Source organism: uncultured Sphingomonas sp. (assembly GCF_964237155.1).
In the GTDB taxonomy this organism is placed as follows: Bacteria; Pseudomonadota; Alphaproteobacteria; order Sphingomonadales; family Sphingomonadaceae; genus Sphingomonas.
The window spans coordinates 20,577-43,673 of the sequence record NZ_CAXSHH010000020.1 but is presented as its reverse complement, the minus strand read 5'-3'; the positions used below and the strand labels follow the sequence as shown (position 1 = coordinate 43,673).

Below are 23,097 nucleotides of genomic sequence, written 5' to 3'. Positions count from 1 at the left end.
CGTGGTCTTGCCATGGTCGACGTGGGCGATGATCGCCACGTTGCGGAGGTTCATGTCGATGTCCTGAATGGGGTCGGCGGCGCGCATAGCGGAAATGCCGCGATGCGGGAAGGGCGCTGACCAAGCGCCGGTCGAGCGGACTCGCGACGTCGGCCCAGTGGCGTCGTGGGTAGTTATCGATCCCTGACCTTCGACCTCGCAGGCCAGCATTTCGACTTACGATTTCGATACTTCGCAATTAGCGGAAAAGCCGAGGCGGCGGACCGGTGTCAAAACCGACCGAGGCTGTTGAAAAACTCGGGCTGCGATAGATAACTGCGCTCTCTTGTAAGCTCTGAATGAATAAGCTTATTGGAATGAAATGCTTGTGCGTCGATCGGGCGTGAGAAGCACGATTATAACACTGAGCTTGTAAGAGCCGAGTTTTTCAACGGTCTCGACCGGTTTTGACACCGGCGATTCCCGCAAAGGATAGTTGATCTGGAAAGCCTCTACGCCACGGCAGCTAGGCTTTGGGCACGCTCCATGTCCTTTGGTCGGCCAAAAGCGGCAAGCATGGCTTGTAGCTCCGCCCTGTCGGGAACGAAGACAACCACGCCTTCGACCTCGACGGATTGTCGCGCCGCCGGTTGCACCGGCAACCATGCCTCTCCTGATCGGCGGTGAAAGTCTGCCATGAACTCGACCGGCAACGCTGTCCCGGTCCAAGTGCCGAAGATGCTCGACCGGAATGCCGCGTGCGCTGATCCTTGCCGAGGCTCAATGCCGATCGTTGGCAGGATGCGTCGTGCATCGGCAACGCTCAACAGCACGTCAATATCGGCCACATGGCCGGGATTGGCCCCGTGAAGGGCAACGGCCGCGCTCGCAATGATCCACCAAGGATCATGCGTCTGAACCATAATGTTGCCGATCGCGTTCAACGACGTCGAGAGGGCCGGACTAACTGTCATCGGTATATTATAGCACCAGACCTCTTCCAGAAAACGAACGGCCCGCGAGACGACCGGGGCGTTCCCATCGGGATCGAGAAACGGGAAGGCGATGGCTTAACGCTTCACTTCATGCCGCCTTTCGGCTGATGAACAGCCCGCTTTCCTTGCCGACTTCAAGAACACCATTCCCGGCCTGGAAAGCTTTGGCGATGGCATCCCGAAATACGGCAAGCTGCGCCTCGTCTGCCCTGTCACCAGGCGGATAAGACGTGAGGGCTAAAAATACGTCATCCGGCTCTGTCACTCGCAGGCGGGCCGGATGCTGCGACATGCTCACATTGCCGAACTGGGCCTGCATGGACCGCTCGGCGGCGTCGTATCCGAAGGCAGCGCCGGCCGGGTCCAACGGTTCGCTGCCGAACACGGTCGTCAGCGCATACAGTTCGCGACTGTTGCCCGCTCCGTTCGTCGTCACGGCAAGGAAGCCGCCAGGTTTCAAAACGCGGTACATCTCCGCGAGTCCCTTTGACGGGTCTGGCAGATGATAAAGCATGTGCATGGCTATGACGGTGTCAAAGGACCCGTCCTTGAAAGGTAGGTCAGTCGCGTCGACCTGCCTGCCGGTGACCGATGCGAACGGCAGTGGCTGGCATCGCTTAACAGCTTCCTGAACCATGCCCGGCGACAAATCCGAAAGGGTGAGTTCTAGATTTTTGGGCAGCTCACTCGCGGCGGCCGCCCAAAACCAGCCTGGGCCGCATCCGATATCGAGGATGCTAGCCTCAGCGTTGAGAGGGAGTTGCTTTGCCACCCACGGAAACCAGTCCATCTCGGCAATGGTATATTCGCTATGGAGGCGAGCGCGGGCGGCAAGCTTCTGGCTGTTACTATACTGTTCTACATTGCCGGAAGTGATGGACGACATGACAGACCCTCCTCTGCAACCTCTACCTTACATCACCAACTACAGGCGGAACAACCGAGCAGCCAGAGATAGCTAGGCTTCGCCACGCTCGTCATTAGCGATGGTTCAAGGTCACTACTTTTTCCCCGCAAAGGAACGTCAATCGGAACGCCCGAGGCGGGGTCGGTCGCGTCGACGCCAACGGAAGGCCGTTTTCCCGAAACTTGTTCCCGATTGAGTTTTCCCGAAACTGCCTATCGGAGACGGAGAAATGAGAAAGCAGCGAGCGGTTCGAGTGGCCAATTTCGGGTGTCATGCTGATCGAGGGAGAACCGAGAGCGGACGATAGCCGTCCTCTCCCACCCGGTGTTAAAACCGAAGGAGGCTGTTGAAAAACTCGGGCTGCGATGGATAACTGCGCTCTCTTGTAAGCTCTGAATGAATAAGCTTATTGGAACGAAATGCTTGTGCGTCGATCGGGCGTGAGAAGCACGATTATAACACTGAGCTTGTAAGAGCCGAGTTTTTCAACAGTCTCGAAGGGTTGTGACACCGTCAAATGACAGCCGAACCGGCCGGTCGGCACCTCCCCCGCCATTGCGCACTGGAGCGGTCCATCCGTCGTATCCCGCCCACGACCACTCCCATCGCGTATTATGGCGACAATACACTTGAAGCCAGCGCGCTTCCCCGCCAGGGTCGTCGCTCAACGCACCGGAGTTCGAGCATGGCCACCGCGACCGAGACGATGACCGCCGCACCGGACCTGGTGCTCACCCCGCCCGATCCCGTGCCCGTGGTCGCGGCCGAAAAGGCGGCGGGGCTGGTGCCCGTCGAGGCGGGGGTGAAGTCCAAGCTCGACGAGCGGGTCGACGGGTTCGTCGCCGACCTCGTGGCGCAGGACGTGAACTCGCCCGAGTTCGGCCGGCGCGTCGATGCGATCACCGCGATGGGAGCGAAGGAGATCCGCGAGGCGGCGGGTCAGTCGAACCGCTTCCTAGACCGCCCGATCCGCGCGATGGACAAGGAGACGGGGGTGGGCAACGACCTGGCCCAACTCCGCCGCGTCGTCGAGGATCTCGATCCGGGCAAGCGCGGCTCGCTCACTTCGCCCAAGAAGCTGTTCGGGATGATCCCGTTCGGCAACAAGATGCGCGACTATTTCGACAGCTACAAATCGTCGCAGACGCACATCGCCGCGATCCTGAAGTCGCTCGCCAGCGGCAAGGACGAGCTGCTGATGGACAACGCCGCGATCGACACCGAGCGCGCCAATCTGTGGGCGGCGATGGGCCGGCTGGAGCAGATGATCCACCTGTCCAAGGCCATGGACGGCAAGCTGGAGGACAAGGCCGGCGAGCTCGACCACACCGACCCGGCCAAGGCCAAGGCGATCCGCGAGACCGCCCTCTTCTACACGCGCCAGCGCACGCAGGACCTGCTGACGCAGATGGCCGTCACCGTACAGGGCTATCTGGCGCTCGACCTGGTCAAGAAGAACAATGTCGAGCTGGTGAAGGGCGTCGACCGCGCCTCGACCACCACCGTCTCGGCGCTCCGCACCGCGGTCACCGTCGCGCAGGCGTTGACCAACCAGAAGCTGGTGCTCGAATCGATCACCGCGCTCAACACGACGACCGCCGGGCTGATCGACTCGACGGGCAAGCTGCTCAAGGACAACACCGCGCGCATTCATGAGCAGGCCGCGTCGGCGACGATCCCGCTGGAGACGCTCAAGCGCGCGTTCCAGAACATCTACGACACGATGGACGCGGTGGACACCTTCAAGCTCAAGGCGCTCGATTCGATGAAGACCACCGTCGACGCGTTGTCGGGCGAGGTCGAGCGGTCGCGCGGCTACATCGCCCGCGCCGAGGGCGCCGCGCAGAACGCCGGCGCGCTGAGCGGGCCCGGAGCGAGCCAATTCAAGCTCGAGTCGGTGTGACGACTCCGCGCGGCCCATCGGACGTCGATGCGCAGATCGAGCGCGCGCGCGAGGTGATGGCGCGCGTCTCCGGCGACTATCGCGGCCATACCAAGCGCGTGCGGCGCAAGGCGCGCTCGGTCGGGCGACGGCTGGTGGCGATCGCGGTCGCCAACGCGCTGATCCTGATCGCGGCCATGGTGGTCGGGTTCGCGATGCCGCTCGGGCTGTTCGGCGGCTTGGCGGTGCTGCTGCTGATGGTCGCGGTGACGCTCGCCATCGCCATGGCGCCCGCCCCGCGCGCGCCGACCGAGCGAAAGCTGCGCGAGGTCGACATCAAGGCGCTCCCCGCCCAGACCGAACGCTGGTTGGAGGCGCAGCGCCCCGCCCTGCCCCCACCCGCGCGGACGCTGGTGGACCAGATCGGCGTGCGGTTGGAGACGCTCTCGCCCCAGCTCGCGCGCGTCGAGAACGAGGGCGAGGCGGCCTACGAACTCCGCCGCCTGATCGGCGAACAGCTCCCCGCCTTCGTCGGCGAGTACCAGAAGGTGCCCCAGCCGCTCCGGGGACAGGCGCGCAACGGCCGCACCCCCGACGCGCAGCTGGTCGACGGCCTGCGCCTCATCGACGGCGAGATCGCCGCGATGACCGAACGGCTCGCGCAGGGCGATCTCGACAGCCTGGCGACGCGCGGGCGATTCCTGGAGATCAAGTACAAGGGCGACGAGACCGGATAGGCTTGGGCGATCAGGCCGCGGCGAGGATCGCACGCGCCCTGGGACCGAACCGTTCCAGCGCCGCCGCATGAAGGCCCGGCGCGCCGATCATCAACCCGAACGCCCGCGGATCGCGCTTGTTGAAGCCGAGCGGCTCGCCGAGCGCATTGGTGACGATCGCCCCCGCCTCGCTCGCGATCAGCGCGGCCGCCGCGATGTCCCATTCGTGCCCCCAACGCTGCGTGGCGACGAAATCGGCCTCGCCGGACGCGACCGTCGCGACGCGCAGCGCGATCGAGTTCGGCTTGGGTGCTGCCACAAGGTCGCGGTCGGCCTTGGGCAGCGTGTCGGCCGGTACGCGCGCGCCGAGAAGCGCCGCCCGATCGCTGGCGTGAAGCGCCTCGCCATTCCGCCGCGCTCCCCTGCCGAGCACCGCTGTCCACGCCTCACCTCGGGCGGGAGCATCAAGAACGCCGAGCACCACCCGCCCGCGCTCGACCAAGGCGACCGACACAGCCCAACCGGCACGTCCCCGGATATAGTCGCGCGTGCCGTCGATCGGATCGACGATCCACACATGCTCGCGCCGGAGCCGGTCGGCGTCGTCGACCGTTTCCTCCGACAGCCACCCCGCGTCGGGCATGAGGCCGGCGAGCGCCTCCCGAAGCTGCGCGTCCACCGCCAGGTCGACCTCGCTCACAGGATCGCCGGGCGCCTTTTCCCACCGGTCGAAGTCAGTCCGCCACCGGGCCATCGCCATCCGCCCCGCATCGGCGACGATCGCGGCGACGGCGGGCAGGAGCTCGTCCGCGCGCTTAGCCACCCGCGACGGTCATGCCGTCGACCCGGATCGTCGGGGCATTGACACCGTGGCGGAACTCCAGGTCGTTCGCCGGAGTGAGCGCGCGGAACATGTCCACCAGATTGCCCGCGATCGTGAACTCGGCGACCGGCCCCGCCACCTGCCCGTTCACGATACGGTATCCCGACGCGCCGCGGCTGTAATCGCCCGTCACGCCGTTCACGCCCATCCCGATCAGTTCGGTCACGAGCACGCCGTCGGCGATGTCGGCGATCAGCGTCGCGCGCGGCACGCGGCCCGCCGCCATGAACAGGTTGCTGGTCGACACGCCCGGCCCCCCGCCGACGCCGCGCGACGCGTGCCCGGTCGGCTCCAGCCCCAGCTGGCGCGCCGATGCCGAATCGAGCAGCCAGGTCTGGAGCACCCCGTCCTCGACGATCGACGTCGGCGAGACGGGCAGCCCCTCCCCGTCGAACGGGCGCGAGCGCAGGCCGTGCGGCCGGTGCGGGTCGTCGCGGATCGTGACGCCGGGCGCGAACACCGCCGTGCCGAGCGCGTCGAGCAGGAAGCTCGTCCGCCGCGTGATCGCCTGCCCCCCGATCGCGCCGACCAGGTGCCCGACGAGCGACGCCCCGACGCGCGGGTCGAACACGATCGGCACCTCGCCAGACGGCAGCCTGCCCGGGTTCAGTCGCGCCACCGCGCGCTCGCCCGCCAGGCGGCCGATCTCCTCGGGCGCATCGAGCCGGCTCAGGTGGCGCGCGCCGTGATGGGCGTAGTCGCGCTGCATCCCGCTGCCCTCCCCCGCCAGCACGCTGGCCGACACGCCGTATCCGGTCGTGGCGTACGCGCCCGCGAACCCATGCGAGGTGGCGAGCGCCCAGACGGACCGGGACGCGCTGGCGGACCCGCCCTCGCTGTTGGTGACGCCCGGCACCGCGCGCGCGGCGTCCTCGGCGGCGAGCGCGAGATCGCGCAAGGCTTGCGGGTCGGGATCGGCCGTATCCTCCAGATCCAGCATCGGCGGGCTTCCGCGCAGGAGCCGCTCGGCGGGAGCGAGCCCGGCATGGACGTCCTCGGGGGCTTCCCGCGCCATCGCCACCGCGCGCTCGACCAACGTCGCGACCGCATCGTCGGACAAGTCGGAACTCGACACGCTCGCCGACCGCGCGCCGACGAAGACGCGCAAGCCCAGCTCGCCCGACTCGGAGCGGCCGACATCCTCGAGCTTGCCCAGCCGGACGGAGACGTCGAGCGAAGCGTCGGCGGCGAACACCGCGTCGGCGGCGTCCGCGCCCGCGGCCGTGGCGCGCTCGACGATGGCGTGGGCGCGGTCGCGCGCTTGGGTCGGGGTCAGCATGCGCGCGCGTTAAGCCCCCGCTCCGGGGCGCGCAACCGTCAGGCCGTGCCGACCACGAGGCAGGCGAGGAACAGCAGCAGCCCGGCGGTGCGGTTGCTCCGAAATCGCTCCAGCGCGTTCCGGCCGTCGGCGGGTCGGAGCGTGGCGACCTGCCATCCAAGATGCATGGCAACGGGCAGCAGCGCCACGAGCGCGAGCGGGTCGGGTCGCACCTGCCAGAACGCCACGGCCCACCCGCCGACCGCGACCGCGTAGAACCCGGCCACCCCACCCCGCACCCGCCCGCCGAGCGCCCGCGCGGAGGACCGCACCCCGATCAACGCGTCGTCGTCCACATCCTGCAACGCATAGATTGTGTCGTACCCGATCACCCACGCGACCGACCCCGCATAGAGCGCCGCCGCCGCAAGGCCGAAGCCGCCCGCGACCTCCACCCACCCGACCAGCGCGCCCCACGAGAAGACGAGCCCCAGCCACGCCTGCGGCCACCAGGTGATCCGCTTCATGAACGGATAGAGCGCGACGAGCGCGAGGCTCGCCATCGCGACGAGCGCGGCGAGCGAGCGAAGCTGGAGCAACACCACCAGCCCGACCAGCGACAGCGCCACGAGCCACGCCAATGCGGCACGCACCGACACCAGCCCGCTCGGGATCGGCCGCGCGGCGGTCCGCGCGACGCGGGCGTCGAGATCGCGGTCGACGATATCGTTATACACGCACCCCGCCCCGCGCATCGCGATGCTCCCGACGAGCAGCCACGCGAGCAGCTCCCACCGCGCCACCGCCCCGCCCGCCAGCGCCACCGCCCAGGCCCCCGGCCAGAAGAGCAGCCACCACCCGATCGGCCGATCGAACCGCGCGAGCAGCGCGAAACCGCGCAACCGACGCGGCAGGCGCGAGACGAGGCCGCGATGCTGGCTGTCGGGGGTGATCGGGCCGGTCATGTCGCCCGCTTACCCCCGCCTACACACACCGTCACCTCACTCCCCGTCACCCCGGGCTCGACCCGGGGTCCCGCTTCTTCTTGGGCGCTTACGCAGGATAATAGCGGGATGCCGGATCAAGTCCGGCATGACGGGATGAGTAAGTGCGACCGCTTCCCCCCACCCGCCACCCGCCCTATGTTCCCCGCGTGAAGCGCTTCCTCCCCGCCCTCCTGCTCGCCTCGCTTGTCGCGACTACTGCCCCCGCCGCGCAGCGCGCCTCCGGTCCCGAGGGCGTGTGGCGCAACGGCCGCGACACCGTTCGCATCCGCGTCCAGCGCTGCGGCCAGGGCCTATGCGGGCGCGTCGTCCAGGCCGCGCCCGTGGCGCAGCAAGCGGCGGCCGAGGGCGGTACCCCGCGCCTCGTCGGCACCGACCTGTTCCGTGGACTGGAACGCGGCGAGGGCGGGTTGTGGTACGGCGAGGTCTACGTCCCCGATCTCGGCCGCGCGGTCGAGGGGTCGCTGGAGCAGGTCGACCGGAACACGCTGGTGGCGGAGGGCTGCCTGTTCGCGGGGTTCGGCTGCAAGACGCAGGAATGGACTCGGGTCCGCTGACGGCCGCGCGCTGACGATGGTCGGGCTGTCCGTCGCGATAGGGCGCTTCATCGAGGCGCTGTTCTGGGCGATCCTGCGCGTCGCGGGCGGCATCGCGGCGGTCGCGATCGTTAGCATGCTGGGGCTGGCCTGCGCATGGATGCTCGGGCGCAAGCTGTGGCGGATGCGGGCGGCGGCGCGGCGAGCCCGGGGCTGATGGCCGCCGTCCCGGCCTGGCCGCCCCGCTCCACCCCCCGCCTGTTCGTCGACGAGGAACTCCACGAAGGCCCGCGCCACATCGACGGCCCACCCGCGCATTATCTGCTGTCGGTGATGCGGCTGAAGATCGGCGACGCGGTGAAGCTATTCGACGACCGCACCGGCGAGTGGCTCGCGGTAGTCGAGGCGACGGGCAAGCGCGACCTCCAACTCCAGCTTAGGACGCTGCTCCGCCCGCGCGAGCCCGTGCCCGACCTGTGGCTCTGCGCCGCCCCGCTCAAGAAGGGCCGCGTCGACTGGATGGCGGAAAAGGCGTGCGAGCTCGGCGTCGCGCGGCTCGTCCCCGTCCTCACCCGGCGCGCGGTGGTGGGGAACCCCAACACCGACCGCCTCCGCGCGCACATGATCGAGGCCGCCGAGCAATGCGGCCGCACCGCGCTCCCCGAACTCGCCGGACCGGTCAAGCTCACAGCCCTCCTCCGCGAATGGCCGCCCGAGCGCACGCTGTTCTTCGCCGACGAGGCCGGGGGCGAACCCGCCGCCGCCGCGATGCGCGCGCGCCCCGGCCCCGCCGCGATTCTGATCGGCCCCGAAGGCGGCTTCGACGACGCCGAACGCGAAGCGATCCGCGCGCTTCCCCAAGCGGTCGCCATCGGCCTCGGCCCCCGCATCCTCCGCGCCGACACGGCGGCGGCGGCGGCGATCGCGGTGTGGATGAGCGTCGCGGGGGATTGGTAAGCGATGATGTCAGATAGTGGTAGTTAGTGGACATGGCCGCGCGTAAGTTCAGCGCCTGATTGTCACGAGGTTGCCGTCATATGCGCCTTCTTGCCCATGCTACATCTTTAGCGTTTTCGGCTGCCTCTCCGGCGACGACGCCAGCTAGGTGGATTGAGGAGCGAGCTAGCTGCCTCACAACCCAAACTGACCAAGCGCGAGCGCGTGCTACCAACCCGCTCTCTAGGCAAACGGCTCAGACAGTGGCGAAGCGCGTCGTGGTGGCATGTCGCTCGACTATCCCACGTGGGCTATTCACCGCGCAGGAACGGGCGAACATGGAGGGTGCCGACCGCGTTGACACCGTGCGTAAGTTAACAGCCAAATAATCTGCGAACGTCCACTAAGGATCGGAAGTGGTAATCGCATAAAGTGCTGTCCTACAGGACTGTAACTGGTGCAGCTAAATCGCGACCCGGATCACGCCGGGTTGTCGCTTTTTCTTATCCGTGCATTGACCACCATACCTACGCCGCCTTCGGGGCATGCAGAGCCAATCGCTCGGTCTTATGATCGCGACCGACCTTCGCAGCTCCCGATCCGGCGCGAAACGCCGTTACTAGCGTTACTTTCGTTACCTTCGGCCTCAATCGCCGACGAACGCCCAGCGGACCCGCCCACCCCTAGCCGCCTCCCGCGCCCGCGCGTAAGGCGCGGTTCATGACGACCAAGACCGACACCGACGCGCGCTCGCCTACCATCGAGTCGCGGGCCCAGCTCATCGAGACCTTCGCGCGCGGCGAGAAGCCGGCCGAACGCTGGCGGATCGGGACGGAGCACGAGAAGTTCGTCTATCGCACCGCCGACCACCGCGCGCCGACCTATGATGAGCCCGGCGGCATTCGCGATCTACTGATGGCGCTGACCGAGTTCGGCTGGTCCCCCGTCGAGGAGGTGGGACCCGACGGGGTCCCACGCGTGATCGCGCTGTCGGGCGCGGACGGATCGGTCAGCCTGGAGCCCGCCGGCCAGTTCGAGCTATCGGGCGCGCCGCTCGAGACGCTGCACCAGACCTGCGCCGAGACGGGCCGTCACCTGCAACAGGTGAAGGCGGCGGGCGAGAAGCTCGGGCTCGGCTTCCTCGGGCTGGGCATGTGGCCCGACAAGGCGCGGGGCGACCTGCCGCGCATGCCCAAGGGCCGGTACAAGATCATGCTCGACCATATGCCGCGCGTGGGCACGATGGGCCTCGACATGATGCTCCGCACCTGCACCATCCAGGTCAATCTCGATTATGCGTCCGAGGCCGACATGGCCAAGAAGTTCCGCGTCGGCCTCGCGCTCCAGCCGCTCGCCACCGCCCTGTTTGCCAATTCGCCCTTCACCGAGGGGAAGCCGAACGGAATGCTCAGCTACCGCAGCCACATCTGGTCGGACACCGACCCGCACCGCACGGGGATGCTGCCCTTCGTGTTCGAGGACGGGTTCGGGTACGAGCGCTACTGCGACTACGCGCTCGACGTGCCGATGTATTTCGTCTGTCGCGACGGGCGTTACCTGGACGCGGCGGGGCTGAGCTTCCGCGCCTTCCTGCGCGGCGAGCTGTCCATCCTGCCCGGCGAGCTCCCGACGATCGAGGACTGGACCGACCACCTCTCCACCGCCTTTCCCGAGGTGCGGCTGAAATCGTTCCTGGAGATGCGCGGCGCGGACGGCGGCCCCTGGAACCGCATCTGCGCGCTGCCCGCGCTCTGGGTCGGCTTGCTCTACGACCAGGGCGCGCTCGACGCGGCGTGGGACTTGGTCAAGGGATGGTCGCTGGGCGACCGCCAGACGCTCCGCGACGCGGTACCCAGGCTCGCGCTCGACGCGCCGTTACCGGGCGGCGGCAAGCTCCGCGACATCGCCGCCGAGGTACTCGACATTGCGCATGCCGGCCTGAAGGCGCGCGGGCGCCCCAACGCCGCGGGCGAGGACGAGACGGGGTTCCTGGACCCGCTCCGCGAGGTCGTCCGCTCGGGCAAGACGCATGCCGAACGCATGCTCGACCGCTATCACGGCGCATGGGCCGGCGATGTGGGCCGGGCATATGCGGAGGAGAGCTTCTAGGCCCCGGTCCGCCGCAGCTTGCGCCAACCGACCCGCTTGGCTATCCGGCAAGGCGCGCGGGTGTAGCTCAATGGTAGAGCAGAAGCCTTCCAAGCTTATGACGAGGGTTCGATTCCCTTCACCCGCTCCCGCGCAGCGCGGCTTGCGCTCATGGCGCAAGACTCGCGCAAGCGCGGACGGCGAGCAAGGGGCCGTGCCCCGCGTCTCGGCCGACGGCGCGGCTCCGCCGCAAGACCCTTCTCCACCGGCGATCCATGTGAGTGCTTTGGCGAGTAATAATCGCCCGGCACAGCGCCGCGGCAAAGCCGCGTCGTCGGACGTAGCTTCGCGACGCCGGCCGCGCTCGGACAAGTCCGACGTCGGGGTGGCGTCAGCCGTCCTTCGCGGACCCCGGCTCCGCCATCCCGCGATGCTGCTCCGCCAATACCGCGTTCGGTATGACGTTCGCCAACACCCCTTGGACCTTCGTCTTCAGCCCCGAGAACACCGACGCCTTCCCCGCCATCAACGCGTCCCAGCCATCCTTCGCCACCAACGCCGGATCTCGCTTGTTGGGATCGGCTCCCACCGACGTATCGAGCATATCCCCACGCGCGAAGAACTCGGTATCGACCGGCCCCGGCATCAGGTTGGTGATCGTGACGCCCTTCGACTCCTTCACCTCGTTCTGGATCGCCGCGACGAAGCTGTCCACGAACGCCTTGGTGCCGTTATATACCGCCTGGAAGCTGCCGGGCATGTAACCCGCGATCGACCCCGTCACGAGCAGCTTGCCCTCGTCGCGCGCGACCATGTCCTTCAGCACGCGCTGGATCAGATAGATCGTGCCCGTGATGTTGGTGTCGATGACATGCCGCCAGTCCTTGACCTGCTGGTCAAGGAACGCGTGCCCTAGCCCGTGGCCCGCATTGGCGCACAGCAGGTCCACCCGCCGCCCGTTCGCGGCGTCGAGCAGCTGGTCCACCCCCTGGATCGTCGACAGGTCGGCCATGACCGAACTCACCTGCGTCCCGAATTGCTTGAAGTCCGCAGCGGCGGCGTCGATCAGCGGCTCGTCGGCGACGACGAGGATGTCGTACCCGTCCTTGGCGGCGAGCGTCGCCAGCTCGAAACCGATGCCCGTCGAGGCCCCGGTGATGATCGCGAACTTGTCGGCCATTATCTTCTTCCTTTGCTCCCCTCCCGCCTTGCGGGAGGGGTTGGGGGAGGGAACGTCCAAGAGGCGGGCCCCGGCCCCTCTCAGAGGCGGGAGGGGAGCGGAACTAGGCGGGGAGCCCCGTGCCCGGCTTGAGCACGATCTTGGTGTATTCGTTCTGCTTGTCGTGGAACGCCTTGTAGCCGGCGGGCGCGTGCTCGAGATCCATGCGGTGGGAGATCATGAACTCGGTGTCGATCTTGCCTTCCATGATCGCGTTGAGGAGCGCGGGCATGTAATGCTGGACGTGCGTCTGCCCCGTCTTCAGCGTCAGCCCCTTCTCCATCAACGCGCCGAGCGGGAACTTGTCGACCAGGCCACCATAAACCGCGGGCATCGACACGCGCCCGCCCTTGCGACACGCGATGATCGCCTGGCGGATGGCGTGGATGCGGTCGGTGCCCAGGAACGTCGACGCCTTGATCTGATCGACGATGTTGTCGAAGAACGCGCCGTGCGCCTCCAGCCCCACGCAGTCGATGCACGCGTCCGGCCCGATCCCACCCGTCATCTCCATCAGCGCATCGTAGGTCGCCGTCTCCTCGAAGTTGATCGTCTCCGCCCCGAACCTCTTCGCCAGCTCCAGCCGGGCGGGGAAGTGGTCGATCGCGATCACGCGCTCGGCGCCCATCAGGAACGCCGACTGGACCGCAAACAGCCCGACCGGGCCGCAACCCCAGACGGCGACCGTATCGCCCGGCTCGATCTGCGCGTTGTCCGCCGCCATCCAGCCGGTCGGCAGGATGTCCGACAGGAACAGCACCTTGTCGTCCGCCACCCCGTCCGGGATCACGATCGGGCCGATGTCGCTGAACGGCACGCGGACATATTCCGCCTGACCGCCGGCATAGCCGCCTGTCAGGTGACTGTAACCGAACAACGCCGCCGTCTCATGACCGTAACCCTCGCGGCCGATGTCCTGATTGTCCGCCGGCAACCCGTTGGGACAGCCCGAATATTGCGTCTTCGAGCAATGGTAGCAGGAACCGCAGGCGATCACGAACGGCACCACCACGCGCTGGCCCTTTTTCAGCGTCGATTTCGGCCCGACCTCGACCACCTCGCCCATGAACTCATGGCCCAGTATGTCTCCCGCCTGCATCGTCGGGATGTAATGGTCGTACAGATGAAGGTCGGACCCGCAGATCGCCGTCGATGTCACCTTGATGATGCAGTCGCGCGGGTTGACGATCTCGGGATCGTCGACCGTCTCCATGCGGACGTCGTGCTTGCCGTGCCAGGTGAGCGCGCGCATCAGGCCATCTCCTCTTCATACTGTGCACGGTTCATCGCGGAGGTGGCGATCTCGCCCGTCTCCATCAGCTGCTTGAAACGGGCGAGGTCACGGCGCGCCTGGATGGCGGGCTCGCGCTGAAACATCTTGGCGATCAGCTTGCCGATGATGCCGCCGGGCGGCGTGTAGAGGATGGTGAGCGACACCACCGTGCCTCGCCGCCCCGCGTCCCGGAACTCGATCCGGCCGGAGTTCGCGACGCTCGCGCCCGGCTCGCTCGTCCAGGCGATCGACTTGTCGACCTGCTCGTCGGTGACCCGCGCGTCCCACTCGACCGTCTGGCCCGCCGGGGCCTTCACCACCCAATGCGACAGCTTGTCATCCTTGACGTCGATCGAGACGACGTTCTCCATGAAGGTCGGCAGGTTCGCGAAGTTGCGGAAATACCCATAGATCTCGCTGACCGGCCTGTTGATCGTCACCGCCTGCACGGTCGCGCTCTTACCTTTCGCCTCGGGCACGCTCGCCGCAGTCTCGCCTACGGCGTCGCCCTTGGAGGTGGCGGCCGGGCCGCTATCGGCCGGATGGGGGGATAGCTCGCTCATGATGGGCTCCCGTTAAGCATTCGGGAGGGCTAACCGCCGGACCGAGTCAGGCGTTCCCGTTGATCGGGAAAGAAATAAGCGGTTATCCGTCGTCCCAATCGGGTTGAGCGTACTCGTCCTGCTCCGCCGCCGCCTCGCGCTCCGGCAAGGTCGGCTCCCCGCCGCCGAAGCGCGCGCGGATCACCGCTTGGTAGCGCCCCGCCTCCTGGAACACCGCCCGGCACTCTGCCCCTTCGCGTAACCACTTGCCGATCAGGCCGCAGCGTTCGGCGGTGATGTAGCCGATGCGAATGCCCCGCTCGCTATGCACCGCGACCGCGCGCGGATCGGCGGGGTTCTTCGGCTCGGGGCGCAGCTCGACCGGATCGCCGGGACGGCACAGCGCGATCTCGAAACGGCGGTTGGATCGGGACTTGTCGGGGTTGGCAAAGTCGATGCCGACCACGGCGAGTGAGAGCTCGGTCATCGCGTCGCCGGGAAGGTGGTGGACAGGGTAGGGTTCGAACCTACGTAGGAGAAACTCCGGCAGATTTACAGTCTGCTGCCTTTAACCACTCGGCCACCTGTCCAGTCCGGCCGCTCGAAAGCGAGGCGGCTCCATGCCGAAGCGTCTCCGTGGTGTCAACGAGCGCGGCGGTTGCGCGACGGCGTCGGCCCGCATAGCAGCGAGCAAGCTCTTCGAAGGAACCAAACGCTTGCGCTACCTGCTGCTCGCCTTCGCCGTCCTCCTCGCGACCCCGGCCGCCGTGACCCCGGCTTTTGGGCAGGACGCGAACACCAACCGCATCATCGACCAAGGCACCAACCACAGCCAGGTCATGACCACCGCGCAGCACCTGACCGACGTGATCGGCCCGCGCCTCCCCAACTCGCCCCAGATGCGCGCGGCGGAGGCGTGGACGGAAGGGAAGTTCCGCGAGTGGGGCCTGACCAACGTCCACCGTGAAGGCTTCCCCTTCGGTCGCGGCTGGTCGATCGACCGCTCGTCGGTCCGCATGACCGCGCCGCGCCCGGTCCAGCTCACCGCCATCCCGATCGCCTGGACGCCGCCTACGCGCGTCACCGCGCCCGTGATCGTCGCGCCGATGCGCCGCGAGCGCGACTTCGCGAAATGGCGTGGCCAGCTTCGCGGCAAGGTCGTCATGGTCACCCGCCCCACCGACCTGCGCGACCCGACCGACCCCGTCGTCCAGCGGCTGTCGGGCGAGGAGATCGCCAAGCTCGACAAGTTCGAGCAACCCCGCTTCGATCCCACCGCGCTTCCCCGCAACCTCCGCCGCGCCGACTTCCCCGAAAAGCTCGACGCGTTCCTGAAGGCGGAGGGCGCGGTCGCCTACGCCACCATGTCGCGCCTCGACGGCAAGCTCGTCCATGGCGAGGGTTGGGCGTTCGAGACGAACCGCTCCGCCGCGATTCCCGGCGTCGAGATCGCGGCCGAGGACTACCGCCGCCTCGCGCGCCTAGCCAAAGTCGGCCCCGCCCCCACCCTCGAGATCGAGTCCGCCGTCCGCTTCCACAACGACGACACGCAGGCCTACAACATCCTCGCCGACATTCCCGGCACCGACGCGAAGGCGGGCTATGTCATGGCCGGCGCGCACCTCGACAGCTGGGTCGCGGGCGACGGCGCGGCCGACAACGCGGCTGGTTCGGCGGTGGTGATGGAGGCGGCGCGCATCCTGCGCGCGTCGGGCGTCCGCCCCAAGCGCGCGATCCGCTTCGCGCTCTGGAATGCGGAGGAGGAGGGGCTGCTCGGCTCGATCGCCTACATCCGCCGGCACCTCGCGACGCGCGGGTCCCCAGGCGACCCGCAGCTGAACGGCGACAATCTCTATTACAGCTTCGCCGACCAGTGGCCGATCACCCCGCTCCCCGGCCACCGCGACCTCGCCGCATATTTCAATATCGACAACGGCTCGGGCAAGATCCGCGGGCTCTATGCCGAGCGCAACCCGGCGGTCGTGTCGACGCTCCAAGGCTGGCTCGCCCCCTTCGCCTCCATGGGCGCCTCGTCGGTCGTCGTCAGCCCGACCACGGGGACCGACCACGTTTTCATGCAGTCAGTCGGCATCCCCGGCTTCCAGTTCATCCAGGACCCGCTCGATTACGACAGCCGCGTCCACCACACCTCCGTCGACACGTTCGATCACCTGAAGGCCGATGATCTGCGCCAGGCCTCGATCGTCCTCGCCTCCGTGCTGCTTAGCGCCGCCAACGCCGACCGGCCGCTCCCCCGCCCGCCGCTTCCGACGCGGCCCGCGCCGACCGATCCGCTCGCCTACCCGCAAGACGAGGACGAATAATGGCCAAGCGGGGACACCGCCCTTCGACCGGCGTCGGCAACCGTCCGCGCTTCTGGGGCCGCCACGCCGTCGCCGCCGCGCTCGGCAACCCGGAGCGCACGGTGCGGAAAGTCTGGGGCACGCGCGAGGCGCTGGCCCCGTTCGACATGCCCGCCTCGCTCCCCGTCGTGTTCGCCGATGTCGCCGACCTCGGCCGCCTCGTCCCCGCCGACGCGCCGCACCAGGGTCTGGTGGCGGAGGTCGACCCGCTCGAGGATATATGGCTCGGCGACCTGCTCATGCAGGGACAGGGCGACCGGCGGCCCTTGGTGATCCTCGACCAAGTCACCGACCCGCACAATGTCGGCGCGATCCTCCGCTCCGCCGCCGCGTTCGACGCGCTCGGCATCATTACCCAGGACCGCCACGCCCCCCCGGAATCGGGCACCGTCGCCCGGGCGGCGTCCGGCGCGCTGGAGACCGTCCCCTGGGTCCGCGTCGTCAACCTTGCCCGCGCGCTTGACGAGATCCGCGACGCCCATTTCTGGCGCGTCGGCCTCACCGGCGAAGCCCCGCGCACGCTGGCCGACACGATGGGCGAGCAGCGCATCGCCCTGGTGCTCGGCGCGGAGGGCGAAGGCATGCGCCAGAACACCGAGGCCCATTGCGACGAACTCGCGAAGCTGCCTATCGGCGACAAGGTCGAGAGCCTGAACGTGAGCAACGCGGCCGCGATCGCCCTCTACGCGGTCGCGACGCGGCCCTGACCCTCAGTCCTCCTCGGCGATCTTGATCTTCAGCCCGTCCAGCGCCGGCCCGAACTGCACCTGGCACGACAGCCGCGAATATTCCGTCCGCTCGCTCGTCGACTCCAGCAAGTCGTTCTCGTCCTCGCTCATCGCTTTCAGCATCCCGAAGAACGTCGGGTCGACATGCACGTGGCACGTCGCGCACGAGCAGTTGCCGCCGCACAACGCCAGTATCTCGTCGATCCCGCCCTCGCGGATCACTTCCATTACCGACAGCCCGGCCTCGCCGTTCAATTCGCGTTCTTCCCCGCCGCGCAACTCGACGATAAGCTTGGGCATGTCTCACTCCCGAAATCCGAGCTCGAGCCATGCCGCCCCCGCGCGGCCGGATCAAGCGGCCAGGGACAAGTCGTGGGCTTGACCGCCGAGCGCCTGCGCGCCGATCTCGAGGCCCTTTCGCTGGTGGAACCTACTTTCGCGCGCGCGCTGGACCGCGTCGGCCACCCCGCCCCGCGCATCCGCGAGCGCGGCTACGCGACCCTGCTGCGCACGATCGTCGGCCAGCAGGTCAGCGTGGCGGCGGCGGACTCGGTCTGGCGCAAGCTCGCCGCCGCCGTCGGCGACCCGAGCGACCCCCACGCGGTCGCCGCCGCCAGCGACGAGGCGATGCGCGCCGCGGGCTTCTCCCGCCAGAAGACCGGCTACGCCCGCAGCCTCGCCGACGAGGTCACCTCCGGCCGTCTCGACCTGAAGCGCCTGCCGGAGGAGGACGAAGAGGCCATCGCGGCGCTCACCCGCGTGAAGGGCATCGGCCGCTGGTCGGCGGAGGTGTACCTGCTCTTCGCGGAGGGTCGCCCCGACATCTGGCCCGCAGGCGACCTGGCCGTCCAGATCGAGGTCGGCCGCATCCTCGGCCACGACACCCGCCCGAGCGAAAAGGCGACCCGCGCGCTCGCGGAGCCATGGCGGCCATATCGCGGCGCGGCGGCGATCTTCACCTGGCATCATTACGGCGCGGGCGCTGACGCCGCGCCGGTGTAGGACTAACGAAGCGATCGTCGATCGATCGCCGCCGTCATCGCGTCGGCGTCCACACCTGCGTGCGGCACAGGAAAGCGACGCATCCCTGCACCTTGAGCGTGCCGTCGACGTTGCGCGACACGATCGACTTGTAGCTCCGCCCCGACCGGGGATCGTAGATGCGCCCGCGCCAGTCCTTGCCCGCATCGGCGAAACCGCTCAGCACCGCCATGCCCAGGATCGGCCGCCCGCGCAGCGCCGGGTCGGGGTTCTTGGTGTCCACCGGGTTGGCCGTCGGCGGGCGCTTGAGGAACGTCGTGATCCGCCCGCACAGTTTCCCCCCAAGCGCGCCGCCGCATGGGGCGACCGTCACGATCGAGTCGCGCTCCACCGTGATCCACCGTCCCCCGATCGGCGCGGCGGCGAAGGCGGGCGCGGCAAGCGCGATGGCGGCGACAAGCAGGGGCATGCGCATGGGGTGGGTCATCCTCTCGGCGAAAGCGATCGCCCGCGCCTTGCCGCACCCGCCGCGTTCCGCCAAGTACGGACGCCATGATCACCGTCCCGACCAAGCCCTTCCCCGACCAGAAGCCCGGCACCTCGGGCCTCCGCAAGAAGGTCCGCGTGTTCCGGCAACCGGGCTATGCCGAGAACTTCATCCAATCGGTGTTCGACGCGGTGGCAGATCGCGCGGGGACGACGCTCGTGATCGGCGGCGACGGCCGGTACCTCAACCGCGAGGTGATCCAAGTCGCGATCCGCATGGCCGCCGCGAACGGCTACGCCCGCGCCGTGGTCGGCCGGGGCGGCATCCTGTCCACCCCCGCCGCCAGCCACCTGATCCGCCTGCGCGAGGCGTCGGGCGGCCTGATCCTCTCGGCCAGTCACAACCCCGGCGGCCCGGACGAGGATTTCGGGATCAAGTACAACATCGCGAACGGCGGCCCCGCGCCGGAGGGCGTGACGGACGCGATCCACGCTCGCACGCTCGCGATCGACGAATACCGCATGATCGACGCGCCCGACCTCGACCTCGATCGTCTGGGCGAGGTCACCGTCGGCGGCATGATCGTCGAGATCGTCGATCCCGTCGCCGACTACGCCGCGCTCATGGAACGGCTGTTCGACTTCCCCGCGATCGCCCGCGCGGTTCGGGGCGGGTTGACGATGGCCTTCGATGCGATGAGCGCCGTCACCGGCCCCTACGCGACCGAAATCCTCGAACGCCGCCTCGGCTTTCCCGCCGGCACCGTCCGAAACGGCACGCCGCTTCCCGACTTCGGCGGGCATCATCCCGACCCCAACCTCGTCCACGCCGCGGATCTGTACCGGCTGATGATGGGTCCGGGCGCCCCCGACATCGGCGCGGCTTCGGACGGCGACGGCGACCGCAACCTGATCATCGGGCGCGGGCGCTTCGTGACCCCATCCGACAGCTTGGCCATGCTCGCCGCAGGCGCGCATCTCGCGCCCGGCTATGCGGGGGGCTTGAACGGGATCGCCCGCTCCATGCCCACCAGCGCCGCCGCCGACCGCGTCGCCGCCGCGCTCGGCATTCCCGCCTTCGAGACGCCGACCGGCTGGAAGTTCTTCGGCAACCTTCTCGACGCCGGGATGGCGACGATCTGCGGCGAGGAGAGCGCGGGCACCGGCTCCGACCACGTCCGCGAGAAGGACGGGCTGTGGGCGGTCCTGCTTTGGCTCAACATCCTGGCGGTCAGCGGCCGGAGCGTGGACGAGATCGCCCGCGACCATTGGGCGCGTCACGGCCGCAACTACTATGCGCGCCACGATTATGAGGCCGTCGAGACCGAACGCGCCGACGCGCTCATGGCCGAGCTCCGGGGCAAGCTCCACGCGCTCCCTAATCAGTGCCTCGGCGACCTCCAGGTCGAGACCGCGGATGATTTCGCCTATCACGACCCGACCGACGGATCGGTCAGCCGCAACCAGGGCGTGCGCGTGCTGTTCGTCGGCGGCAGCCGCGTCGTGTTCCGCCTGTCGGGCACCGGCACCAGCGGCGCGACCCTGCGCGTCTATCTGGAACTTTACGAGCCCGTCGGCGGCCGCCTCGACCGCGACACGCCCGAGATGCTGGGCGCGCTGATCGCTGCGGCCGAGGACATCGCCGGCATCGCCCGCCATACCGGCCGGGGCGCGCCGGACGTCGTGACGTGACCCCGGCCTCCGCCCGCCCGGCGGAGGACGACCGGCCTACCCCGCTCTGGCGGCGCCTCTATCTACAGGTGCTCGTCGCAATCGCGCTCGGCGCGCTGCTCGGCCACTTCGCGCCCGGGACGGGCCAGTCGCTCAAGCCGCTCGGCGACGGCTTCATCAAGCTCGTGAAGATGGTGATCGCCCCCGTCATCTTCCTGACGCTGGCGGGCGGGATCGCGGGCATGCGCGAGCTCGGCGCGGTCGGCCGCATCGCCGGCCGGGCACTCGGCTATTTCCTCGTCGTCTCGACGCTGGCGCTCCTGGTCGGACTCGCGGTCGCCAACATTGTCCGGCCCGGCGCGGGGATGGACGTCGATCCCGCTACGCTCGACGCCGGAGCGGTCGCGGGCTACGCGACGAAGGCGGAAGGATCGGGGCTGACCGGCTTCCTGCTCGGCGTCATCCCCGACACCCTCGTCTCCGCGCTCACCTCCGGCTCGATCCTCCAGACTTTGTTCGTCGGCATCCTGTTCGGCGTCGCCCTTCTCCTGGTCGGCGAGCCCGCCCGCCCGCTCGTCCTCACGATCGAGCGGCTGACCACCGTCGTATTCCGCATCGTCGCGATCCTGATGCGCCTCGCCCCCATCGGCGCGTTCCGCGCGATCACCTTCACCGTCGGCCAGTACGGCGCGGGGTCGCTGGTCCGGCTCGGCGGGCTCGTCGCGATCTTCTACGCCACCTCGCTCCTGTTCGTGCTCGTCGTGCTCGGCGGCGTCGCGCGCCTGCACGGCTTCTCGATCCTGCGCCTCCTCGCCTACCTCAAGTCCGAGCTGCTGCTGGTGCTCGGCACCTCCTCCTCCGAGTCCGCGCTCCCCGCGCTGATGACCCGGCTGGAGGAGGCGGGATGCGACCGGGCGATCGTCGGGCTCGTCGTCCCGACCGGCTATTCGTTCAACCTCGATGGCACCAACATCTACATGACGCTCGCCGCCCTGTTCATCGCCCAGGCCTGCGACGTCGAACTCGGCTGGGGCGAGCAGTTCGCGCTGCTCGGCGTCGCGATGATCAGCTCTAAAGGGGCGGCCGGCGTCACTGGCGCGGGGTTCATCACGCTGGCCGCGACGCTGTCGATCGTGCCGGGCGTGCCGGTCGCGGGCATGGCGCTGATCCTGGGCGTCGACCGGTTCATGAGCGAATGCCGCAGCCTGGTGAACTTCATCGGCAACGCCGTCGCCGCGATCGTCGTCGCCCGTTGGGAAGGCAAGCTCGACCGCGCGCGCCTGGCGGAGGCTTTGGGCTAACCTTCCATCGTCACCCCGGACTTGTTTCGGGGTCCATCGTCGCGCGCGGCCCGCAGCCGACCGAGTTCGTTCAGCCATGGACTCCGGAACCGGTCCGGGGTGACGACTTCCCGCGAGCCGCGCATCGATCCTCTCCGGTATCTTTACCCGCCCCGATGTCCCGCATAGGTTTCGTCATGGCGACAGGCTTGTCGAGCGACCCGGCCGTAACTTGGCCACGACCCGGGCGGCAGCCCGACCTGACCCCGCGCGATTGGCTCGATGCGGGCCGGCCGCCGCTCAAGCGCGGCGGGCCGAAGGCGCTGAGGCTCCGCCAGCTCGCGAGCGGGCTGCTCCGCCTGCTATGCTCGCGATGAGGGCGCTTACCGTCTCAAAATTGTCCGACGACTTGTCGGGGGTGGCGCTCCAGGACGTGCCCGAGCCGAAGCGCCGACCCGGCCAACTGCTCGTCCGCGTCCGCGCGGCGTCGCTCAACCATCCCGACCTGCTGATGACGCGCGGAGCCTATCAGCTCAAGCCGCCTCTTCCCTTCATGCTGGGAATGGAGATGGCGGGCGAGGTGGTCGCCTGCGGGCCGGAGAGCGGTTTCGCGCCCGGCGACCGCGTCGCCGCAGGCACGCAATTGGGTGCGTTCGCCGACCTCGTCGCGGTCGACGCGAACGCCGCGCGGCCGATTCCGCCCGGCATGGACGACGCCACGGCCGCTTCGCTCGGCGCGGCGTACGTGACCGCGCATGTCGCGCTCGTCCGGCTCGGGCGCATGCGGGCCGGCGAATGGGTGCTCGTCCACGGCGCGACGGGCGGCGTCGGACTCGCCGCGCTCGACCTCGCCCGCGCCCTCGGGGCCAGGGTCATCGCCACCTCGCGCTCGCCCGACAAGCTCACGCTGGTCGAGCGGGAGTACCGCCCCGACGCGATCCTCCCCGCCCCCGGCTTCCGCGAGGCGGTCAAGGAGCTGACCGGCGGCGGCGCGGACCTGGTGTTCGATCCCGTCGGCGGCGATGTTTTCGACGAGTCGACCCGCTGCATCGCGTTCGGCGGGTGCCTGCTGGTCGTGGGCTTCACTTCGGGCCGCATCGCGACCGTCCCCACCAATATCCCGCTCATCAAGGGCTTCGCCGTCGTCGGCGTCCGCGCGGGCGAGTACGGCCGCCGCTTTCCGACACGCGGCGCGGAGAACCTCGACGCGGTGTGGTCGCTCGCCGCCGCCGGCCGCATCCGCCCGCGCGTCCACGCGACCTACGCGCTGGCCGACTGGCGCGACGCTTTCGAAGCCATGGCGGGCGCGGGGCATGTCGGTAAGCTCGTCCTCATGCCCTGACGGAGTTCCAGCCCACGCCTGGATACGG

At 68.6% G+C, this 23,097-nt stretch carries 25 protein-coding genes and 2 tRNA genes; 14 read left to right on the top strand and 13 right to left on the bottom strand.

Going from position 1 to position 23,097, the window contains the following annotated elements:
• From ACFE71_RS06840 to ACFE71_RS06830, 3 genes are all read right to left on the bottom strand, one after another.
• Positions 1-210: hypothetical protein (locus tag ACFE71_RS06840; protein WP_375428055.1), on the bottom strand; the 210-nt coding region annotated here is incomplete at its 3' end.
• 281 nt (positions 211-491) lie between these two features.
• Positions 492-953 (bottom strand): hypothetical protein, encoded by a 462-nt coding sequence (locus ACFE71_RS06835; protein ID WP_375428054.1) that lies wholly within the window; start codon positions 951-953, stop codon positions 492-494.
• A gap of 109 nt (positions 954-1,062) precedes the next feature.
• Positions 1,063-1,860, bottom strand: coding sequence for a class I SAM-dependent methyltransferase (locus ACFE71_RS06830; protein WP_375428053.1), 798 nt, complete (start codon positions 1,858-1,860; stop codon positions 1,063-1,065).
• A 706-nt stretch (positions 1,861-2,566) separates the two neighbouring features.
• On the opposite strand from ACFE71_RS06830, the gene ACFE71_RS06825 reads away from it, so the two are divergent.
• The gene (locus ACFE71_RS06825; protein WP_375428052.1) at positions 2,567-3,784 is read left to right on the top strand and encodes a toxic anion resistance protein; all 1,218 of its coding nucleotides are present in this window, start codon (positions 2,567-2,569) and stop codon (positions 3,782-3,784) included.
• Positions 3,781-4,500, top strand: coding sequence for a hypothetical protein (locus ACFE71_RS06820; protein ID WP_375428051.1), 720 nt, complete (start codon positions 3,781-3,783; stop codon positions 4,498-4,500). The genes ACFE71_RS06825 and ACFE71_RS06820 overlap by 4 nt, the downstream gene beginning before the upstream one ends.
• A gap of 10 nt (positions 4,501-4,510) precedes the next feature.
• Here ACFE71_RS06820 and ACFE71_RS06815 read toward each other — a convergent pair whose 3' ends face one another.
• Genes ACFE71_RS06815 through ubiA form a run of 3 tightly spaced genes read right to left on the bottom strand, consistent with a single transcriptional unit; the run spans position 4,511 to position 7,585 of the window.
• Positions 4,511-5,302 carry a 3'(2'),5'-bisphosphate nucleotidase CysQ gene (locus ACFE71_RS06815; RefSeq protein WP_375428050.1) on the bottom strand — a complete coding sequence of 264 codons (792 nt, stop codon included), beginning with the start codon at positions 5,300-5,302 and terminating at the stop codon, positions 4,511-4,513.
• Positions 5,295-6,641 carry a TldD/PmbA family protein gene (locus ACFE71_RS06810; RefSeq protein ID WP_375428049.1) on the bottom strand — a complete coding sequence of 449 codons (1,347 nt, stop codon included), beginning with the start codon at positions 6,639-6,641 and terminating at the stop codon, positions 5,295-5,297. Before ACFE71_RS06810 ends, ACFE71_RS06815 begins: the two co-directional genes overlap by 8 nt.
• 38 nt (positions 6,642-6,679) lie before the next feature.
• Positions 6,680-7,585 (bottom strand): 4-hydroxybenzoate octaprenyltransferase, encoded by a 906-nt coding sequence (gene ubiA, locus ACFE71_RS06805; protein ID WP_375428048.1) that lies wholly within the window; start codon positions 7,583-7,585, stop codon positions 6,680-6,682.
• 143 nt (positions 7,586-7,728) lie between these two features.
• Here ubiA and ACFE71_RS06800 point away from each other — a divergent pair, with 143 nt between their 5' ends.
• From ACFE71_RS06800 to ACFE71_RS06780, 5 genes are all read left to right on the top strand, one after another.
• A complete protein-coding gene (locus tag ACFE71_RS06800; protein WP_375428047.1) occupies positions 7,729-8,181 on the top strand; it encodes a DUF2147 domain-containing protein in 453 nt (150 codons plus the stop codon).
• A 16-nt stretch (positions 8,182-8,197) separates the two neighbouring features.
• Positions 8,198-8,377, top strand: coding sequence for a hypothetical protein (locus ACFE71_RS06795; protein ID WP_375428046.1), 180 nt, complete (start codon positions 8,198-8,200; stop codon positions 8,375-8,377).
• Positions 8,377-9,117 carry a 16S rRNA (uracil(1498)-N(3))-methyltransferase gene (locus ACFE71_RS06790; RefSeq protein WP_375428045.1) on the top strand — a complete coding sequence of 247 codons (741 nt, stop codon included), beginning with the start codon at positions 8,377-8,379 and terminating at the stop codon, positions 9,115-9,117. The genes ACFE71_RS06795 and ACFE71_RS06790 overlap by 1 nt, the downstream gene beginning before the upstream one ends.
• 699 nt (positions 9,118-9,816) lie before the next feature.
• Positions 9,817-11,205: a glutamate--cysteine ligase gene (locus ACFE71_RS06785; RefSeq protein WP_375428044.1), complete on the top strand. Its 1,389-nt coding sequence runs from the start codon at positions 9,817-9,819 to the stop codon at positions 11,203-11,205.
• 56 nt (positions 11,206-11,261) lie between these two features.
• Positions 11,262-11,332, top strand: a tRNA-Gly gene (locus tag ACFE71_RS06780).
• 243 nt (positions 11,333-11,575) lie between these two features.
• On the opposite strand, the gene ACFE71_RS06775 is transcribed toward ACFE71_RS06780, so the two are convergent.
• The 5 genes from ACFE71_RS06775 to ACFE71_RS06755 all read right to left on the bottom strand — a co-directional run bounded on the left by ACFE71_RS06775 (position 11,576) and on the right by ACFE71_RS06755 (position 14,808).
• Positions 11,576-12,364: an SDR family NAD(P)-dependent oxidoreductase gene (locus ACFE71_RS06775; protein ID WP_375428043.1), complete on the bottom strand. Its 789-nt coding sequence runs from the start codon at positions 12,362-12,364 to the stop codon at positions 11,576-11,578.
• Between the two features lie 103 nt (positions 12,365-12,467).
• Complete coding sequence (locus ACFE71_RS06770) at positions 12,468-13,655, bottom strand: zinc-dependent alcohol dehydrogenase (protein WP_375428042.1); 1,188 nt, start codon at positions 13,653-13,655, stop codon at positions 12,468-12,470.
• Complete coding sequence (locus ACFE71_RS06765; protein WP_375428041.1) at positions 13,655-14,239, bottom strand: SRPBCC family protein; 585 nt, start codon at positions 14,237-14,239, stop codon at positions 13,655-13,657. The genes ACFE71_RS06770 and ACFE71_RS06765 overlap by 1 nt, the downstream gene beginning before the upstream one ends.
• Positions 14,240-14,321: 82 nt before the next feature.
• Positions 14,322-14,705 carry an HIRAN domain-containing protein gene (locus ACFE71_RS06760; protein ID WP_375428040.1) on the bottom strand — a complete coding sequence of 128 codons (384 nt, stop codon included), beginning with the start codon at positions 14,703-14,705 and terminating at the stop codon, positions 14,322-14,324.
• Between the two features lie 16 nt (positions 14,706-14,721).
• Positions 14,722-14,808 (bottom strand) — tRNA-Tyr (locus tag ACFE71_RS06755).
• Positions 14,809-14,934: 126 nt separating this feature from the next.
• Between ACFE71_RS06755 and ACFE71_RS06750 the strand changes: the two genes are divergently transcribed.
• Positions 14,935-16,542: a M20/M25/M40 family metallo-hydrolase gene (locus ACFE71_RS06750; protein ID WP_375428039.1), complete on the top strand. Its 1,608-nt coding sequence runs from the start codon at positions 14,935-14,937 to the stop codon at positions 16,540-16,542.
• A complete protein-coding gene (rlmB, locus tag ACFE71_RS06745; protein WP_375428038.1) occupies positions 16,542-17,288 on the top strand; it encodes a 23S rRNA (guanosine(2251)-2'-O)-methyltransferase RlmB in 747 nt (248 codons plus the stop codon). Before ACFE71_RS06750 ends, rlmB begins: the two co-directional genes overlap by 1 nt.
• A 3-nt stretch (positions 17,289-17,291) precedes the next feature.
• On the opposite strand, the gene ACFE71_RS06740 is transcribed toward rlmB, so the two are convergent.
• Positions 17,292-17,609, bottom strand: a complete 318-nt coding sequence (locus tag ACFE71_RS06740; protein WP_375428037.1) for a 2Fe-2S iron-sulfur cluster-binding protein — start codon at positions 17,607-17,609, stop codon at positions 17,292-17,294.
• A gap of 72 nt (positions 17,610-17,681) precedes the next feature.
• On the opposite strand from ACFE71_RS06740, the gene ACFE71_RS06735 reads away from it, so the two are divergent.
• Positions 17,682-18,311, top strand: coding sequence for a DNA-3-methyladenine glycosylase family protein (locus ACFE71_RS06735; protein WP_375428036.1), 630 nt, complete (start codon positions 17,682-17,684; stop codon positions 18,309-18,311).
• Positions 18,312-18,345: 34 nt separating this feature from the next.
• On the opposite strand, the gene ACFE71_RS06730 is transcribed toward ACFE71_RS06735, so the two are convergent.
• On the bottom strand, positions 18,346-18,765 hold the full coding sequence (locus ACFE71_RS06730; protein WP_375428035.1) for a DUF2147 domain-containing protein: 420 nt from the start codon (positions 18,763-18,765) through the stop codon (positions 18,346-18,348).
• A gap of 77 nt (positions 18,766-18,842) precedes the next feature.
• On the opposite strand from ACFE71_RS06730, the gene ACFE71_RS06725 reads away from it, so the two are divergent.
• The 4 genes from ACFE71_RS06725 to ACFE71_RS06710 all read left to right on the top strand — a co-directional run bounded on the left by ACFE71_RS06725 (position 18,843) and on the right by ACFE71_RS06710 (position 23,069).
• A complete protein-coding gene (locus ACFE71_RS06725; RefSeq protein ID WP_375428034.1) occupies positions 18,843-20,468 on the top strand; it encodes an alpha-D-glucose phosphate-specific phosphoglucomutase in 1,626 nt (541 codons plus the stop codon).
• Positions 20,465-21,748 carry a dicarboxylate/amino acid:cation symporter gene (locus tag ACFE71_RS06720; RefSeq protein ID WP_375428033.1) on the top strand — a complete coding sequence of 428 codons (1,284 nt, stop codon included), beginning with the start codon at positions 20,465-20,467 and terminating at the stop codon, positions 21,746-21,748. The genes ACFE71_RS06725 and ACFE71_RS06720 overlap by 4 nt, the downstream gene beginning before the upstream one ends.
• 176 nt (positions 21,749-21,924) lie before the next feature.
• On the top strand, positions 21,925-22,104 hold the full coding sequence (locus ACFE71_RS06715; RefSeq protein WP_375428032.1) for a hypothetical protein: 180 nt from the start codon (positions 21,925-21,927) through the stop codon (positions 22,102-22,104).
• Positions 22,101-23,069, top strand: a complete 969-nt coding sequence (locus ACFE71_RS06710; RefSeq protein WP_375428031.1) for an NADPH:quinone oxidoreductase family protein — start codon at positions 22,101-22,103, stop codon at positions 23,067-23,069. The genes ACFE71_RS06715 and ACFE71_RS06710 overlap by 4 nt, the downstream gene beginning before the upstream one ends.
• Positions 23,070-23,097 lie beyond the last annotated feature (28 nt).